The organism is Limosilactobacillus sp., from assembly GCF_040772465.1.
In the GTDB taxonomy this organism is placed as follows: Bacteria; Bacillota; Bacilli; order Lactobacillales; family Lactobacillaceae; genus Limosilactobacillus.
The window spans coordinates 71,536-89,015 of sequence record NZ_JAXGYB010000003.1 but is presented as its reverse complement, the minus strand read 5'-3'; the positions used below and the strand labels follow the sequence as shown (position 1 = coordinate 89,015).

At 45.6% G+C, this 17,480-nt stretch carries 14 protein-coding genes and 1 other RNA gene; 8 read left to right on the top strand and 7 right to left on the bottom strand.

All coding sequences use genetic code 11. From position 1 onward, the window contains the following. Positions 1–52 precede the first annotated feature (52 nt). Positions 53–1,498: a glycerophosphodiester phosphodiesterase family protein gene (locus AB3114_RS04070; protein WP_367341990.1), complete on the top strand. Its 1,446-nt coding sequence runs from the start codon at positions 53–55 to the stop codon at positions 1,496–1,498. Between the two features lie 34 nt (positions 1,499–1,532). After that, positions 1,533–2,375 carry a helix-turn-helix domain-containing protein gene (locus AB3114_RS04065; protein WP_367341989.1) on the top strand — a complete coding sequence of 281 codons (843 nt, stop codon included), beginning with the start codon at positions 1,533–1,535 and terminating at the stop codon, positions 2,373–2,375. 75 nt (positions 2,376–2,450) lie between these two features. On the opposite strand, the gene AB3114_RS04060 is transcribed toward AB3114_RS04065, so the two are convergent. Further along, complete coding sequence (locus AB3114_RS04060; RefSeq protein WP_367341988.1) at positions 2,451–2,945, bottom strand: universal stress protein; 495 nt, start codon at positions 2,943–2,945, stop codon at positions 2,451–2,453. A gap of 200 nt (positions 2,946–3,145) precedes the next feature. Here AB3114_RS04060 and AB3114_RS04055 point away from each other — a divergent pair, with 200 nt between their 5' ends. Next, the gene (locus AB3114_RS04055) at positions 3,146–5,350 is read left to right on the top strand and encodes a glycoside hydrolase family 3 C-terminal domain-containing protein (RefSeq protein WP_367341987.1); all 2,205 of its coding nucleotides are present in this window, start codon (positions 3,146–3,148) and stop codon (positions 5,348–5,350) included. Positions 5,351–5,410: 60 nt separating this feature from the next. Here the strand turns inward: AB3114_RS04055 and AB3114_RS04050 are convergent, their stop codons facing one another. Further along, the gene (locus tag AB3114_RS04050) at positions 5,411–6,466 is read right to left on the bottom strand and encodes a helix-turn-helix transcriptional regulator (protein ID WP_367341986.1); all 1,056 of its coding nucleotides are present in this window, start codon (positions 6,464–6,466) and stop codon (positions 5,411–5,413) included. Between the two features lie 150 nt (positions 6,467–6,616). Between AB3114_RS04050 and AB3114_RS04045 the strand changes: the two genes are divergently transcribed. From AB3114_RS04045 to AB3114_RS04035, 3 genes are read left to right on the top strand one after another with little or no spacing between them, the layout of a single operon-like run. Then, a complete protein-coding gene (locus AB3114_RS04045) occupies positions 6,617–7,891 on the top strand; it encodes an MFS transporter (protein WP_367341985.1) in 1,275 nt (424 codons plus the stop codon). A gap of 15 nt (positions 7,892–7,906) precedes the next feature. After that, entirely contained in the window at positions 7,907–9,481 is a 1,575-nt protein-coding gene (locus AB3114_RS04040; protein ID WP_367341984.1) for an alpha-rhamnosidase, read from the top strand. 19 nt (positions 9,482–9,500) lie between these two features. Beyond that, positions 9,501–10,721 (top strand): MFS transporter, encoded by a 1,221-nt coding sequence (locus AB3114_RS04035; protein WP_367341983.1) that lies wholly within the window; start codon positions 9,501–9,503, stop codon positions 10,719–10,721. Positions 10,722–10,824: 103 nt separating this feature from the next. Here AB3114_RS04035 and ssrS read toward each other — a convergent pair. The 5 genes from ssrS to rpsD all read right to left on the bottom strand — a co-directional run bounded on the left by ssrS (position 10,825) and on the right by rpsD (position 14,189). Then, positions 10,825–11,013: non-coding RNA, 6S RNA (ssrS, locus tag AB3114_RS04030), on the bottom strand. Positions 11,014–11,074: 61 nt separating this feature from the next. After that, entirely contained in the window at positions 11,075–12,373 is a 1,299-nt protein-coding gene (locus tag AB3114_RS04025) for a replication-associated recombination protein A (RefSeq protein ID WP_367341982.1), read from the bottom strand. A gap of 12 nt (positions 12,374–12,385) precedes the next feature. Beyond that, positions 12,386–12,850, bottom strand: a complete 465-nt coding sequence (locus tag AB3114_RS04020; protein WP_367341981.1) for a YueI family protein — start codon at positions 12,848–12,850, stop codon at positions 12,386–12,388. An 11-nt stretch (positions 12,851–12,861) separates the two neighbouring features. Beyond that, positions 12,862–13,251, bottom strand: a complete 390-nt coding sequence (locus tag AB3114_RS04015) for a type II toxin-antitoxin system HicB family antitoxin (RefSeq protein ID WP_367341980.1) — start codon at positions 13,249–13,251, stop codon at positions 12,862–12,864. 332 nt (positions 13,252–13,583) lie between these two features. Further along, entirely contained in the window at positions 13,584–14,189 is a 606-nt protein-coding gene (gene rpsD, locus AB3114_RS04010) for a 30S ribosomal protein S4 (protein WP_367341979.1), read from the bottom strand. Between the two features lie 318 nt (positions 14,190–14,507). Between rpsD and ezrA the strand changes: the two genes are divergently transcribed. Then, positions 14,508–16,214, top strand: coding sequence for a septation ring formation regulator EzrA (gene ezrA / locus AB3114_RS04005; RefSeq protein ID WP_367341978.1), 1,707 nt, complete (start codon positions 14,508–14,510; stop codon positions 16,212–16,214). A gap of 95 nt (positions 16,215–16,309) precedes the next feature. Next, positions 16,310–17,464 (top strand): cysteine desulfurase family protein, encoded by a 1,155-nt coding sequence (locus tag AB3114_RS04000; RefSeq protein WP_367341977.1) that lies wholly within the window; start codon positions 16,310–16,312, stop codon positions 17,462–17,464. Positions 17,465–17,480: the final 16 nt, after the last annotated feature.

Here is a 17,480-nt window from a genome sequence, read left to right as displayed (position 1 = left end):
AGGCTGAAGAAACGATGTTTTTTCGGCCTTTTGTTGTATTTGAGGGATTATGATGGATATTACTTTGTGGAGTGAAATGTGGCTAGGCCTAATTGTTGAATTGCTAGTGCAGCCGCTGTTAGTTCATACGATTGCTGGGCAGATGGTATTAGATGCTGTTTTGGCTGTACTACTGATTTTAGTGCTTGGGCATCGGAAGTTAGTTCACGGCCGAGAATGGTGGTGGATGGTAGTAGGAACCATCATTAACTGGTTCTTTCTGTTGCCCTTTGGTGCTTTCGGGACGACGTCAACAATTGAACAACTTTACAGTTTATCCACCTTTGCTCTGCACGTTTTATATGTCCACCGGCGTGTCGTGGTGACTGTGTTGGTTATTATTTATTTGTTGCTGGTCTGGTTATGGCTGCGGTTTGGTCGGAAGTGGCTTTTATCTCATTTGGCCACCAACCCATGGCAAGCACCATGGCGTCAAATGGCCATTGCAGCCATTGTGACGGCTGCTTTTTGGTTGTTGTTAAGCTTAGTTGAATGGCATCTGCCAGATACTTTATCAGCCACCCTGTGGCTATTATACGGTTCACTGACGATTAGCTACTGGTGGATGATGATTATGGTTTGTTTTTGGCAATTGCCAGAGCAAAGTCATGTTCAGGTTAGATACTGGTTCCTGCCATTAATTTGTTGTGGAATGGCGTTGCTTTTGGGCAGCCTTGTTCTGCGCCAACAATCACGGCCTCATTGCAATAACCACCCGATCATCATTGCTCACCGGGGGAATGATGGTAATAACGGTGTTCCCAATACCCTCCAAAGTTTACGCAAAACAGCGCGACACCATCCACAATTTGTTGAGACGGATATCCAGCGTACCAAAGATAACCGCTTTATCACTTTGCATGATCCAACGCTACGTAAGTTGGCTGGAAATAGCGGTCAACCATCTAAGATGAATTTACGGGCTTTAGCTAAGCAAAACATTCATTATCGCCAGTGGCATACTAAATTAACCCCATTTCATCAGTACTATTTATTTGCGCACACCCATCACGTGCCATTAATCGTCGAAATCAAGCCGCAAAGGCTTTCGGATTACTCCACAGTACGTAAATTCAGTCAATTATATCCTGATAAATACTTACCGCACTACTTAATTCATACTGTCGATCCCCTAATTGCCAAGCAGGTCTCGCAACAAACACCCCAAATAAAATTGGGAATGATAACACCATTTATAGTCTCTAGACTGCCAGAATGGTATCAATTCTACTCAGCAGACTATCGTACGATTAACCCTGTAATTGTCAATCAATTACACCATTTTCATAAAAAAGTCTTTGCTTGGACTGTTGACAGTCCGGCAATTGCTATCCGTTTGAAACAAATGGGAATTGATGGTATTATTACTAACAATTATTCCAGAATGTATGCTATTATTAACAACGATGATTATTTCTTGTTTATACAAGTAAAAGGAATGCTCCTCGGACTACTGTAATAAGAAATAAAACAAGGACAAAGAAGGAATAACAATGAAACTGAAGGGTGACGAACTCAAAAAGATCCGTAAAAAGCGTGGTCTTTCACAGACAGCATTGGCTGAAGGAATTTGTACACAAGCAACCATCAGTTTAATGGAAAAACAAAACCGAATTCCTAAGATGAATATTTTGACGGCCATTTGTGCTCGGCTGGATATCGATGTTGACCAGATTATCAAGAGTGATGATGTCTCACTGACTTCTATTTTTGATGATGTCAGCATTCTTTTGGTTCACAACCAGTTTGATGAAGCGCAGGCAAAGTTGAACCGGGTTAAAGTTAAGCAGCTGACGACTGATATCGATAAACAACGTTACTACTACCTATTAGGTCGCATCCAGGTGGCTAATGATCAGGTTGATGAAGCGATCTTCAACTTTGAGTTGGTTCTCACGCAATTCTCGACGACCAGTGCCAACATTTATCTGGCAATGACGACTGTTGGGATGGCCTTAGCATATGAAAAGCGCAATAATAGCAAACGTGCTAACCGTTTTGCAATGCGGGCTGTGAACCTGATTGATGATAAGCAGTTGATCGGTGGTAAGCAGCAGTGGGTGATTCTTTACCACGACATCACTTCACTATATATTCGTCTAAAGCAATACCAGGCTGCCATTCAAACTGTCAACCGTGGTATTCGGGCTTGCCAAGCAGAAGCTTCAATGTTTTTACTAGATGACCTCTACGAGATGCGTGGGGATGCAGAACTGGGCCTGGGTCAGGACGACCAAGGCAAAGAAGATTTGCAGATTGCCCACAGTTTAAGCATTATTTTGCAAAATGACGAACGAACGAAGGCAATCGCTGATAAATTGGCCAGTCTTAAATAATCCATCTAAATAGTAAAAGAGCCAAGCACTTTGCGGTGCTTGGCTCTTTTTAAGTTAGAAACAGAAATTAGGTGATTAGTGGTCACGCTTGCGACCCCGCTTGACAGGAATTGGTTGGTTATCGAGGTCAGTCCGAACAACCAGAACATCGCAAACCGCGGTGCGGGTAACAAATTCGGTAACTGAACCAATCAGAATCCGTTCAACGGCATTGAGACCAGTAGCCCCAATCATGATCAGATCTGCATTCATCTTCTTTGGAATATCACGGGCAATAATTGTCTTTGGTGCACCATATTCAATGGTGTAACTAACGTTCTTTAAGCCCTGTTTCTTTGCATAGTCAACGTATTGATCTAGCGTCTTCTTAGCCGTATCCGTTACTTGTTCTACCATTGAGCTGTCGAAACTAGAAATGTTTTGGAAAGCCCGGGTATCGACAACGTGCAGCAAACGGAGTTCGGTGTCTACGCCATTACGTTTTGCAACAGCTACGGCTTTCTTGAAAGCCAATTCAGCTTCTTGAGAACCATCAACTGGTACAAGGATATGTTGGTATTGTTGAGCCATTTTCATAACCTCCTCTCATCATCCTATTACAATTTTACAACAGTTTGATGAAAAACGTAAAGGCTTCCGAAAATCGTTTACAGGAATTATAAATTATTGAAAATGGCTTTTTGCAACCGCTTTCCAGTATTTTAGGCATGGTTAAAGCGGTTGCATGCGCTTATAATATATAAGTAAACATATATGAGGGGTGAATAGAATTGACAAAAGTTGATCTGAAATTCGTAGATGGTTTAACCCTTGAGGAAAAAGCCAGTTTGGTAACTGGGCATGACTTTTGGTTTACTGCCGCCGTGCCTGGCTTTAAAAAAATGATGATGACGGATGGTCCGTCTGGATTGCGGAAACAATCCAATGCGGCTGATGCGTTGGGACTTAACAACAGTGTGGATGCGGTTTGTTTTCCGTGCTCGGCTTTGACAGCAAGTTCCTTTGATGATGACTGTCTGTTGAAGCTTGGCAAGCACCTTGGTCTGGCTGCCAAAGCTGAAAACGTTGGCGTTTTGCTCGGTCCTGGTGTCAATATTAAACGGAGCCCACTTGCTGGCCGGAACTTCGAATACTTCTCTGAAGATCCGCTTTTGGCTGGCCGGATGGCTACTGCCTATGTCAAAGGAGTGCAGAGCCAGGGAATTGGCGTCTCCGTTAAGCACTTTGCATTAAATAACCGGGAAAATCAACGTTTCACTTCTTCATCGAACGTTGATGAACGGACAATGCGAGAAATTTATCTTTCTCAGTTTGAACGAGTAGTTAAGGAAGCACACCCGGCTACAATCATGTGCTCTTACAATAAAATCAACGGAACGCTTAATTCGCAAAACCAGCGTCTCTTGACAGGTATTCTTCGTGATGAATGGGGCTTTGATGGCCTGGTAATGTCCGACTGGGGAGCCGTTGCCGACCACGTCGCTGCTCTTAAAGCTGGGTTGGACCTTGAAATGCCCGGGAATGGACAATCATCAGTTGATGAGATCGTTCAAGCAGTCGAAGAGGGCCGCTTAGACGAAGGCACTCTGAATCGCAGCGCTCTCCGCGTGTTGCAGATGGTAGAACGTTGGCACACGGATGGCACGACCAAGAGTTATGACAAGGAAGAACAGCATGACTTTGCTCGTCAAGCAGCCGATGACGGCATCGTTTTGATGAAGAATGATGAACAGGAGTTACCACTGAATGGTAACGATAAGATTGCTGTGATCGGTGAGTTGGCCGAACATCCGCGCTACCAGGGTGCCGGCAGTTCGCACGTCAACGCGCACCAATTAGTAACGCCGTTGGATGCGATGCCAGATGATGCAACATATGCCCAGGGTTATCAGTTAGATGTGGATGAGGAAGATGGCCAGCTAGAGCAGGAAGCCGTTGATCTAGCAAAGACCAGCCAACACGTTGTCTTCTTTGCTGGTTTCCCAGCTTCGATGGAATCAGAAGGTTTTGACAAGACAACAATTGATTTACCAGCTAACCAGACGACGTTGCTGAAAAAAGTAGTTCAAGCCAACCGCCACGTCACCGTCGTTCTGCAAAACGGCTCTGTTGTTGCCATGCCATGGGCTGACCAAGTGCCGGCTATCGTCGAGACATATCTAGCCGGGGAAGCAGTCGGTGACGCCACTTGGGATATTCTGACTGGCAAAGTCAACCCATCTGGTAAACTCTGTGAGACCTTCCCGATCAAGCTGGAAGATAACCCGACTTATCCAACTTTTGGTCAGGATAAGGCCAACGAAAATTACCATGAAGGGCTGATGGTCGGCTATCGTTACTATGACACAAAGAAGATGCCAGTTCGCTTCCCATTTGGTCATGGGCTTTCCTACACGAGTTTTGAATACAGTGATCTGCAGATCAAACAGGATAACCGCCAAGTCAGCGTTAGCTTTAGCCTGACTAATACCGGCAAAGTGGCTGGTAAGGAAGTTGCTCAGATTTACGTGGGCAACCAGGTCAGTGCAATTGAAAAACCAGCTAAGGAATTGCGCGATTTCATCAAAGTATCTTTAAAGCCTGGCGAGTCGAAGCAAATCACCCGGGTTTTGCCGCGGCGTGCTTTTGCTTGGTATAACGAGAATAAGGAGTCGTGGCAGGCCGATAATGGTCAGTATGAGATCTTTGTTGGTAGTTCTGTTGAGGACATTAGATTGCAGCAACAATTTGATTACAAGCTCGGGACGCCAGTTCAAGTTCAGCTAACTTCCGAAACTTATGTTGGCGATATGATGGCTCATCAGACACCAGCTATTAAGCGCGCACTTCAGGAAACCGGACTGGGTGAAAAGCTTAAGCCAATCCTCAATTCCGACAGTGCTGCGATCTTTGCTAATATTCCGTTGCGTTCACTTGTGATGGGTGGTATTAGTACCGATGATGTGAAGAAACTGATCCGTTTGGCCAACGCCTAGAGAGCGGACAATTAAATGAATATGATGAAACCCGTCAACCGTAAATGCGGCTGGCGGGTTTTATTTATGTTGCAGTTTTTTCTGTGTTTTGCTCAATTCCTGGAAGTAGCCAACGTCGACGTCTAGTTGATGTGGGTGGGTGACACGTTGCCTGTATTCAGTCGGGGTGGTGTGCAAAATCTGCTTGAACAGACGAAATAGAGAAGAGTGGTTATCGTAGCCAACGTATTCGCTAATTTGGGCCATACTCATGTTCGTTTGCTCAATCAAATTACTGGCAATATTAAGTCGCCTGAGTTGTAGCAGTTGCTTAAAACTGTGACCCATTTCGTGTTTGATCTTATCACCCAGGTAGTTGGGGTTATAGCCAAAATGTTCTGCTAGCGACCGCAAAGTGACATCACGAAAGTGAGTATTGAGGTAGTTGATGACGGGGATGAGGGTATCCGTTCGCGCGTCGATGAAGTTGGTTTGCTGTTTGACCAGACTTTCTTGAGATGATATCAGTAGGGATTTAAGGAGCAAATACAGCACTTGGTTATGACTTCCGTCATTATGCCAGCCGTTGATAATGATAGATTCGACCAATCGCTGCGCAGTGGGGTTGTCATTAAAGTCAAAAATTTGGTAATTATCGTGATTAAAATGTTGCTGGGTAGCGTTAAAGAGAAAACGGCAGATGGAATTGCTCTGAACATTGATGCAGTCGAGTAGTTGACGGATAGCATCATCATCACGGATCAAAATATTGATGAGTAAATCATCCTTTGTGGCGTAGTTAATTCGCTGCATCACGCTCCGGTCCATAATTAGCAGTTGACCTTGCTGAAGTACATATTTGTGGTCATCGATGTATTGACTGCTATTTCCCTTTAAAACGTAGTTCATCTCAATGAATTTATGGGTGTGGGCTGGGACGTACGAAAAACGATTGGACTTAGTCACCGCGATTTTACCGCGGTCGAAAAAGTGGGCAAAGGGCATGACGATAATGGATGAATCGTCGGAAGGCAGCTTGGCCTTGACGTCAGGGACGTTACGACCATGGCCCAGGATTTGTTGGCGTTCGACTGGGGTGACACTATTAATTTGATCATACAGTTTTGGCGGCAACATCATTATTCCTCCTTTTCCTGCTTCATTTTAAAGGCTGAGCTGTAGTTTTGCAACTTAATCAGAGTTGCAGCGATACTGAAAGCGCTATTTGTAAGCGCTACAATAATGATGATTTGAGAAATAGCAATAATGGTTTTAGGAGGGAAAACGATGAATAATCAATCAGAAAGCGCTAATCTGGTTAAAAAGTATCAACCATTGGCACTAGCAGCCGGATTTGGATCCATTCTTGGATCAGGCATTATTGTTGGAATGTCGGCAACAATTACGGTATGGCAGATTGGTCTACATCTAAGTAACGGACAAGTTGGGGTAATTTCAGGCGCCTTAACTTTTGCAATTGCCATTGGCTCGTTGTTAGCTGGATGGGTGACAAAGACCTTTGGCTTAACGCGTTCCTTTAACTGGATGAACTTCATTTACGCCATCGGTGCACTGATCTGTGTGTGTGCACAAAATTATCCGACGTTGCTGATTGGGGCTATCGTCACCGGGATGGCATCCGGCTTGGATTTGCCGATCTCACTGACGATGCTGTCTCATGATGCGCCTGATGATGAGACAGCATCTAAATTAGTTGCATCAACTCAAATATTCTGGCAGGTAGGAGTCTTTGCTTCATATGGTGCAGCTTTCATCGTTTCCAAGATGGCGGGTGCATCCGGTGCCCGGGTCGTCTTTGCTTGCTTGGCCATCTTTGCTCTGTTTATCTGGGCTTGGCGGACTTTTTCTAGCAAATTTAAGGCTTTTCACGAAGAGGGCGAAAAGCGTCGGATAGCTAAGGAAAGCAAATATGGACAGACTACCAAAGTTTCAGTTAAGTCGGTTCTTTTTGGTAAACACAAGAAGATGTATTTGCAAATGTTTGCTTGCATCATCGTCTTCTACTGCTGCTGGAATATTTTGGCCAACACCTTTGGCCAGTTTCAGACTTTCATGCTGGTTCAAGCACATGCTAGTCAGACCTTTGCTACCGGTGCAGGTCTTGTCCTGAATTTCATCTCACTTTTTGCAGCGATGGCCTTTGCTAAAGCGGCCGGTTCAAGTTACCGTAACAAGTTCTTCGTCGTTGGGATGATTATTCAATTCCTGGGGATGTTCTCCTTAGTTGTGCTGAGTCATGACCTCTGGCCAATCGTGATTGCCATTGGTATCACTAGTATCGGTTCTAACATTGCGGGTGAAGCGATCTACAAAGTTTGGACGCAAGAAGCATTCCCGGTAGAAGTACGCTCATCAATTCAAGGCTTTATCGGTGGCTTCTCACGTTTCCTTTGCGGTGTCTTTGCTTTCGTGACGCCAGCACTGGCTGTGCAATCTGTTATTAAAAAGACAATGCTAGGCTTTTCCATCATGATTTTAGTTGCCTTTGCCTTCGGGATTGCGATGACCCGTTTAGAGAAGAAATACCATATTGGGCAGTAGGGAGGATGATTTCTGATGGCTTTCAAATTTCAAATTAATAAGCAGCTGCGTTTTAATCACCGTGCGGATCTCTTAAAAAAAGCTGATGCTAATCGGCCCCTTATTCATCATCAAACAGTTAATGGCCAAGCATTAGTTAAATTGACCAAGGATTCGACAAAGCTGGAAAAAATCAGCGCAAAAAAAGTCGGTACGATGGATGATTTAGCTAACAAGAAACTGACACGTGACGGCAAGGTGATCATCGACTTTGGTCAGCATATCGTCGGTCAATTCAAGATTCACATTGCCCATACTGGGTCACCGATGGATTCGCCACTGGCATTCAAGATTCGTTTTGCGGAAATGCCGAATGAACTGGCACACCAGGCCAGTGAATATGATGGTTGGCTGAGCAAGGCGTGGATTCAAGAGGAAACGTTGCACTTGGACCAATTACCAGTCGACTTGGAGCTGCCACGGCGCTACAGTTTCCGTTATGTGGAAATCGACGTCATTGATTCTTCTCCTAAGTGGCAGGCAGTCTTTTCCAATCCCCAGGCAATTGCCCAAAGTGCTGTAGATCGGCCGACTGTATCGGCCCCTCAGCTGAAAGATCCGTTGCTAAAGCAGATTTACCAGGTGGGGATCAACACCTTACATGACTGCATGCAAGACGTTTTTGAAGACGGTCCTAAGCGTGATCGCCGGTTGTGGCTTGGTGATCTGCGTTTGCAGGCATTGGCTAACTACGCCACGTTTAATAATACTAAGCTGGTCAAGCGTTGCCTCTACCTTTTCGGAGCGATGACGACCGATGATGGACGGATTAGTGCGAACGTCTTTACCAATCAGGGCTATGTGCCGGACGATACATTCATGTATGACTACAGTCTCTTCTTCATTTCAACATTAGATGATTTATTGCAGCACGAAGATGATCCAGAAATTTTGCATGATTTGTACCCAATCGCTAAAAAACAGTGGTCTTACATCCAAAGCTATATTGGCAAGGACGGTCAGGTCGAAACTGATGAGAATTATCCAGTTTTCGTCGACTGGTCCAACGAATTTGACAAGACCAGTTGTGGTCAGGCAATTACGATTTACGCTTTACGGCAACTGATTGACCTTGCCGACCGGGCAAGTGACCCTGATATTGCTACGTATCGTCAGCAGCTGCAACAATTAATTAATTACGCGCGTACGCAGCTGTTTGATGCAGATAAAGGTTTCTTCATCTCGGGAGTAAAGAAGGAAATTAACATCGCTACCCAAGTTTGGATGGTACTAGCTCACGTCTTGGATGATGAGGCTAACCGGCAGCTAATGCAGCAAACCGTCGACCAACTGTTCCCGGTGAAGGGGATTGCGACGCCATACATGTACCATCACGTAACCCAGGCATTGTTTGAGGCCGGGCTCAATGATGAGGCCATTAAATTGATGAAGTCATACTGGGGTAAAATGTGTCAATTAGGTGCTGATACGTATTGGGAAGCCTTTGAACCCGAAAAGCCGGACTTCTCACCGTACGGCAGTCCGATCGTCAACAGTTATTGCCATGCGTGGAGTTGTACCCCGGTTTATTTGTTGAAGAAGTACTGCTAAGGCTAAGGAGTGATTTATTATGTCACAAGCACTAAGTAAAGGACGCGAGTGGTTGGTTATCATCGCTCTGTTGTCCCTAAACATCGTTGAGCAGTCAGCTAGTGTCGTTAACGCCACTATTCCAGGAATGGCCAAAACCTTTTCAAATGAGTCACTGGTCCACATCGAATTAGTTACGACAATCGTTTCAGTCTTCGTCACCATCTTTGTTTTGCTCAGTGGGGCCGTTGTCAAACAAATTGGTCAGAAAAAGACAGCTATCTTAGGTCTTGCAATTGCGGCCATATCCTCAGTTATACCAGCGATGTCTGATAACTTCATTGTCGTGATCGCTTCACGGGCTGTCCTTGGGATGGGGATTGGTTTAGCTAACCCACTGGCCATCAGTATGATTGGGGTCTTCTTCTATGGCGATAAGCGAGCACGGTTGATGGGCTGGCGGTCAGCCATTGCCGGTATCGGGACCGCGATTATGACCTACGTCGCCGGGAAACTGTTGGTTTTCGGCTGGCACGCAGCTTATTGGTCATACTTGCTCTTCATTCCTACTTTGATCTTATTCATCTTCTTTGTTCCCGATCCAGAAAAGACGGGAGCAGTGGCTCGCCAGGAAGCAGAGCAAGCCAAAGAAAAAGCGGCCGCTGCTAAGCAGGGTCGCACATTGAAGAAAGATTCAGTTGGTTTGATCATTGTTTATACTGTATTGATTTTCTTGCTGCTGATTTTCACGATGGTCTTTGCGGTTAAGCTGCCAACCTTCTTTGTCCAATCACACATTGGGACGGCAACCCAGGCGTCGACGACGTGGTCCATCGTTAACATCGCAACGGTAATCGGTGGTTTTCTGTTTGGACCAGCCTATAAACTGATGCGCCAATATGTTCTCCCGCTGAGTATAGTGCTCGGGGGCATCTGCATTTTCTTAATTGGTAAAAGCAATTCCGTTGTGACCATTCAAGTCATTGCAGCAATCTCCGGTATCGCTAGTTCACTGGCTATTCCCTACATTTTTACCAGAGTCAGTGAAAGCACGACTCCACAACGAGCGCCGTTCTTTACCTCGGTAGTCTTGGTAGGTTCTAACTTGGGATCTTTCCTGTCGCCGTATGGTGGTAAAATCCTCGGGGCAACTGCCCAGCAAGCCGTTATGAACGCCGGGTTTAGCGAAATCGTCTTAGCAGTTATTCTGTTCATTGCTATCATTATTATGAAGCGGTCAGGTGCTAAAGCTCAGCTATGAAATGAAATAATCGAAGGACTCAAGCGTCAATATTTCAACAACCTCGTGGATTTGATTCTGCGGGGTTGTTTTGGCGTATAAAAAAAGCCCCGGAAATCCGAGGCGAAACTCCGTTCGTGCCGTTAATTGTCATTCAGTGTTGACCTGTATGTTAAACAGGTGGGGCACGGCCGCTAGGTTTTCAACTACCAAGTGAAAAGGCATGTTGTCCACGGAGCGATGCACTAGTCCCAATTTTATAAGACTGTAAGGCAAACCTGCGATTTAGACAACGCGTACACAACAGAATTTCTATATATTATGTTAGCAGGCTTTGCCATGAAATACAATGAAACCGCTGACTTCTTAGCAGTTCAATCGTGTTTTTCCTTGGATAAGCCTTGCTGTTGGGCTCGTTTGAGTCGTTCGTACTGGTTGCGGTAAGCTGCTTCAAAATTGCCGTTTCCCTTCGGCCGGAAGTAGTGGGCATGTTTGATACGGTCAGGCAGGTACTGCTGAGCCACCCAGTCTTGGGGGAAGTCGTGCGGATAGAGGTAGTTGATACCATGGCCAAGTTTATGAGCGCCTTTATAGTGGGCATCTTTGAGGTTAGCTGGTACTTCCCCGTAGCCACCATGACGAATCTGCTTGATAGCGCGGTCGATTGCCATGATGCCTGAATTAGATTTCGGTGATAAGCAGAGTTCGATGACGGCATCAGCTAAGGGAATGCGGGCTTCAGGAAAGCCCACTTGCTGAGCTGCCTGGACGGCTGTAACTGCCCGTTGAACAGCAGGCATATTAGCCAGCCCGATATCTTCATAAGCGATCACCATCAGACGCCGGGCAATGCTCGTTAGATCACCGGCTTCGATCAGACGCGCCAGATAATGCAGGGCAGCATCCGTATCAGAACCCCGAATCGATTTTTGAAAAGCGGAGATGACATCGTAGTGGGCGTCGCCATCCGCATCGGCGGCCAGTGTCTTTTTCTGGATGCTTTCTTCGATCACGGGAGTGGTCAAGTGGATCTTGCCATCCCCACCAGGATCAGTGGAGCGGGCTGCTAATTCCAGCCCGTTCAAGGCCGACCGTAAGTCACCGTTCGTCGCCCGGCAGAGGAGCTGCTTGGCATCGTCGTCGAGAACTAAGGGCATCTTGCCGAGGCCGCGTTCTTTATCGGTCATCGCTCGGTCAATCGCCGTCGCAATATCTTTTTCACTGAGGGGATGAACCGGAAAGATTTGGGTCCGGCTACGGATGGCGGGGTTGATTGCAATGTATGGATTTTCTGTCGTCGCGCCAATCATGATGATGCGCCCGCTCTCGAGATGGGGTAGGAGAAAGTCTTGCTTGGCTTTATCGAGCCGGTGAATTTCGTCCAGTAAGAGGATGATCGTTCCACTCATCTTGGCTTCCTCGACCACGATTTGGAGATCTTTTTTACTATCGGTAGCTGCGTTTAACATTCGGAAGCCGTACTTGGTAGAACCAGCAATGGCGCTGGCAATGCTAGTTTTCCCTGTGCCGGGTGGACCGTAAAGTATCATCGATGACAACAGGTGGGCTTTGACCATCCGGTAAATGATTTTCCCGGGTGCCACCAGGTGGCGCTGTCCGACTACTTCGTCCAGCGTCCGGGGTCGCATACGGAATGCTAATGGTTGTGGCAAGAAATCACTTCCTTAATGCTTGAAGAATCCGAAGAGACCATGTTTTTTCTTGGGCTGGTCAGTTGATTGTTGTGTCGTTGATTTAGCATCTGGGTAACGCTTGGCAATATCTACCGGGCTTTGGTAGACGGCATCATCAGCAGCGTAGACGATTGCCAGTTTGTCCGGATCGGTATGAAATTCGGGGTCGCTCTTCAACGTGAAGTGGACGTTGGCCTTAGTAGCAGCCAGCATGTAAGGATGGACCAAGTCATGATCCAAATTATTATTGATGAAAAGCGTGGCGCCTGGATGTTTCTTGAATTCTTGGTTGAGCTGGTCAATCCATGAGTGCTCCGTGATTTCAGCACAGCTGATGGTGACGTAGACCCGTTCCCGGAATGTGCCAAGATAGTGGCGTTGTTCGTCAGGATTAATCTTGCGTTGGCCGTAAATACCTTGTTTGAGGCGGTCTTCAACATTGCCTTCTTCTGTCATTTGTTCATCTCCTAAATGCTTAATTTTGATTTTAAGGCATCAGTCATTAATTCACTAAAATTGATGCCTTGTTCTTTGCCTAATTCGTTGAGATAATTCGGGATCGTGATGGTTTTTTTAACTACCTTGTGATCATGCTTTCTTTTATATTCAGAAATGTTCACACGCACCAGCGTCGAAATTGTATTTTTAGTATTTGTTGGCAAATAGTAGTTAGAAGTGGGTAAGTCGTCTTCTAAGCTGGCTGTTCCGATATAATCTTCGGCCATCTTGATTGCATCAGCAATAGAACTGCCCTCAGTCATTCCGTTGAGATCGGGAATTTCGACGAAGTAGGGGTAATCTGAATTGTTATCATTTTTGGTAATGGTGATGGGGAAGACCCGAATTTGATCTGTCATGTGTGTACCCTCCTTGAATTGTTGCAGATTGAGTGACATTGAATCATTTCAAATGAAATTTCTTGATTAGTGCCTGATATAGTTTGTCACTAAATTTGGGGTGTCGAGGTAGCTGATGCCATTTGACCATATATCATGATTTCCACCATGTCTAACAAAATACCATCCATTCTCAATGAATTTTCTTTCCACTTTGCGGCGTTGCACCATGAGATGCACTCCCTTTCCATATTATATTACACATATTACATACGTATACAATTGAAAAAAGGCCGTAAAAAAAGCCCCGTGGATTGCTCCACAGGACTTGGTAAATACAACAGGTAATCAGATTACTTGTTGTAGTATTCAACGATAAGTGATTCGTCGATATCAGCATCGAGGTCGTCACGTTCTGGCAGGCGAACCAGCTTACCTTCCAGCTTGTCAGCGTCGAATTCAACGTATGATGGGCGGGAAACAACTGATTCAACGGCGTTAGCGATAACGTCCAACTTCTTGGACTTGTCACGAACAGCGATAACTTGGCCAACCTTCACTTCGTATGAAGGAATGTCAACGCGCTTGCCATCAACAGTGATGTGGCCGTGGTTAACCAGCTGACGTGCTTGACGACGGGTAGTAGCCAAACCAAGACGGTAAACCATGTTGTCCAGACGACGTTCGAGGAGGATCAGGAAGTTGTCACCGTGGGTACCTTCCTTGATCTTGCCGGCACGAACGAAGAGGTTAGCAAATTGACGTTCCGTCAGACCGTACATCATACGAACCTTTTGCTTTTCACGTAACTGGGTGCCGTATTCAGACATCTTACCGTGACGGTCACGACCATGGTCACCAGGTGCGTATGGGCGACGAGCCAATTCCTTACCAGTACCAGACAGTGAAATACCAAGACGACGAGATACACGCCAACTTGGACCAGTATAACGAGACATATTAAATGTTCCTCCAATAAATAGATTTTGGAGTAAAATAATCCGATTGTGAGTTTGGTATTCGTGCAGGTTGATTTGAATTTTTCACCTTTGCAGCATCGGTTACTGAAAACACCATGCGGCACCAATCTGTTGACGAGCTTACCACTCACCGCTGCAATTATTTTACACGAAAACTATCATACAGCATTTAACGCTGGTATGTCAACGTGGAACATCCTGCTTTCTAGAGATTAATTACAAGAATGTTTATATGATTGATATGTTCTCAGTATGCTATAATTTTGTTTGATAATTTACTTTAGGGTGGGATTGTACATGTTTCAGGTTGTTGTTGGGGTTCTAGTAGTCGCTATTATCGTCCTGGTTATCATTTACGTGATGCAAAGGCGGGCCCTAAACACCATTAATCGTGCCAAGCAGTTGCATCAACAGCTGGCAGAGCAAAAAATTGAACAGGATTTGGTAAAGCTGGATGCAATGAACTTGAGCGGGGCTTCTAAAGATGAGGCAGACAAGCTTCACCACCAGTATGAAGAACAGGTGGAAGCTCAACTTAAGACGGTGCGTCAACAGATCACCGAATTGGAAGCTAATTTGCATGGTGCCCAAGTCTTTACGATTGGTAGACAGTTGGACCAACTGCAGAAGGCAGTATCAAAGGTTAACCAAAATGCTGCCCAGATAAAGTTACAAATTAAGCGAATTCACGACCAGCAGCAACAACAAGTTGCGCAGGTTGCTAGTCTTAGCAAAGAGCTCCAGGCGGCTGGTGATAAGTTGGAAGATGATGGTTACCTTTATGGCGACAGCATCAATGCTCTGGAAAAGCAGCTAGGAGAATTGAAGGATGACTACCAAGCCTTCACTAAGCTGGTTAACAGTGGGGACCACGCAGCAGCCGAAGAGTCATTAGCTAAGTTGCAAACAGCACTTGCTGCATTTAAGGACTTATTAAAGAAGATACCACCACTCTACAAACCGCTTTTGACCGTCTATCCTGACCAGTTACAAGAACTATCTGACGGTTATAAACACTTACACGAACAGGGCTTTCACTTTGTCGAAGAGGATATCGATAAAAAAGTAGAAAAACTGCAAAGTCAGTTAAATCAAGCTAAAGACCAACTCAACCAGTTGGAATTAACCGACGTTGCCCATACTAACGAACAGCTAACTAAACAAATTGACCACTACTACGATGTTATGCAGCGCGAATTGGATGCCCGCCCACACGTCCAACCTGAACTTGATAACTTAGGCAAACACCTGCATCACGCCCAAAAACAAAACGACATCCTTTTGAATTTACTGAATCGTCTCAGCCAATCCTACACCTTAAATCACGACGAATTAGCGCACACGCGTGAACTCGATGAACAACTGCACCAAATTACTGATGACTATCACCAAAATACCGCAGCAGTGAACGGCAAAGAAGCGGTTGATAGCAAGGTTTTGGCTGAAACCGAAGAAGCTAATAAGTCTCTTGACCAAATCGAAAAGCAGCAGGAAAAGCTGAATGATCAAGTGGCCACAATGCGCGATGATGAACGTCGCACTCGTAAGGCCGTGACGAAGTTTGTGACGAAGATTCGGACGGTCAAGCGGCGGGTCGAAAGTCTGAACCTGCCAGGAATTGATAAATCCTACATGGATTATTTCTTCTTAGTAAGCGATGAAATTTCTAAGTTAGATGAAGATATTAACAAGCCAAAGATTAATATGGATGACATTACCAAGCAGCTACTGATGGTTCAATCTGATTTGCAGACCTTGGAAGACAAAACGGATGATTTGCGCGATAGTGCTGAATTGACAGGTCGTTTAATCCAGTACGCGAACCGCTTGGAAGAACAAAATGAAGACGTTGCTAAGGCTATCGATGCCTCCCAAAAACTTTATTCCCAATACAAGTACCAGGAAGCATTAGAAAAGATTGCGACGGCACTGGAAGTAGCTGAACCTGGAGCTTACAAGCGTATTGAAGATAGCTACTACCATGATGTGAACCGTGATCGTTAGGCTTTACTTTTAATTAGTAAGTATTGTTGCTATAATTCAGTAAAAAGGGGCGTTTTGAGTGATCAGCGCCCCTTCTTTCAACAAAGGAGACAAGTATGATTTATTTTGACAACAGTGCGACGACTAAGATCGATCCATCAGCACTGAAGAGTTATGATCAAGTGTCGCAACAGATTTGGGGCAACCCATCGAGTTTGCACCAGTTTGGTGAAAAAGCTTGGCATTTGCTGGAGCAGGCTCGCCAACAGATTGCGGACCTCTGTGGAGTCAAGCCTGGTGAAATCATCTTTACCAGTGGTGGTTCCGAAGGCGATAACTGGGTTATTAAAGGCACGGCAATTGCTAAACACGAATTTGGCAAGCACATCATCACTTCCAGCGTCGAACACGGGGCGGTGATGAACGCGATGCACCAGCTGGAAGATCTCGGTTTTGACGTCACCTACTTGCCAGTCGACGACCAGGGACGCGTCAACCCGGATGATGTTGCTAAGGCTATTCGTCCTGACACAATCCTAGTCTCTGTGATGGCCGTTAATAACGAAATTGGCACGATCCAACCAATCAATGAGATTGGCAAGGTCCTGGAAAAATATCCGAAGATTCACTTCATGGTCGACGCTGTGCAGGCTGTCGGCAAGGAACTCGATCCGATGGTTTTTGGACCGCGTGTTGACTTTGCCACTTTTTCTGGTCATAAGTTCCATGCTCCACGTGGGACCGGCTTTGTTTACATGCGCGCTGGCCGGAAGATTGCCCCGTTGATCAATGGTGGTGGTCAGGAACGTGGTCACCGTTCAGGTACGGAAAATACGCCAGGAAATGTCGCCATGGCTCGCGCATTACGACTGGTCAAAGATGGCGAGCATGATGCTTGCGAACGGGAACGCCAGATCAAACAACGGATCTACGACCACCTGAAGGGTACTCCACACGTCCACATCATTTCTGGTGACGGTCACGATCAGGGCTTTGCTCCTCATATTTTGACCTTTGCTATCGCTGGTGTGCGTGGCGAAACGATTGTCCACGCTTTTGAAGAGCATGATATTTACATCTCAACCACCAGTGCTTGTTCGTCAAAGAAACACACTGAAGCTGGGACGCTGGCTGCAATGAAGGTGCCAGATGAAATTGCAACGAGTGCGGTACGAATCAGTTTAGGTGACCAAAATACCCTGGCTGATGCGGATGAATTCAATCGCGTCTTTGACCAACTATATGCTGGCTTTAAGAAGATTATCGATTAAGGAAAGGAGAACCTAC

Bases quoted from the DNA above. Each gene is read 5' to 3' on its own strand.
- AB3114_RS04070 (WP_367341990.1), top strand. From the start codon at position 53: ATGGATATTACTTTGTGGAGTGAAATGTGGCTAGGCCTAATTGTTGAA.
- AB3114_RS04065 (WP_367341989.1), top strand. From the start codon at position 1,533: ATGAAACTGAAGGGTGACGAACTCAAAAAGATCCGTAAAAAGCGTGGT.
- AB3114_RS04060 (WP_367341988.1), bottom strand. From the start codon at position 2,945: ATGGCTCAACAATACCAACATATCCTTGTACCAGTTGATGGTTCTCAA.
- AB3114_RS04050 (WP_367341986.1), bottom strand. From the start codon at position 6,466: ATGTTGCCGCCAAAACTGTATGATCAAATTAATAGTGTCACCCCAGTC.
- AB3114_RS04045 (WP_367341985.1), top strand. From the start codon at position 6,617: ATGAATAATCAATCAGAAAGCGCTAATCTGGTTAAAAAGTATCAACCA.
- AB3114_RS04040 (WP_367341984.1), top strand. From the start codon at position 7,907: ATGGCTTTCAAATTTCAAATTAATAAGCAGCTGCGTTTTAATCACCGT.
- AB3114_RS04035 (WP_367341983.1), top strand. From the start codon at position 9,501: ATGTCACAAGCACTAAGTAAAGGACGCGAGTGGTTGGTTATCATCGCT.
- AB3114_RS04020 (WP_367341981.1), bottom strand. From the start codon at position 12,850: ATGACAGAAGAAGGCAATGTTGAAGACCGCCTCAAACAAGGTATTTAC.
- AB3114_RS04015 (WP_367341980.1), bottom strand. From the start codon at position 13,251: ATGACAGATCAAATTCGGGTCTTCCCCATCACCATTACCAAAAATGAT.
- rpsD (WP_367341979.1), bottom strand. From the start codon at position 14,189: ATGTCTCGTTATACTGGTCCAAGTTGGCGTGTATCTCGTCGTCTTGGT.
- ezrA (WP_367341978.1), top strand. From the start codon at position 14,508: ATGTTTCAGGTTGTTGTTGGGGTTCTAGTAGTCGCTATTATCGTCCTG.
- AB3114_RS04000 (WP_367341977.1), top strand. From the start codon at position 16,310: ATGATTTATTTTGACAACAGTGCGACGACTAAGATCGATCCATCAGCA.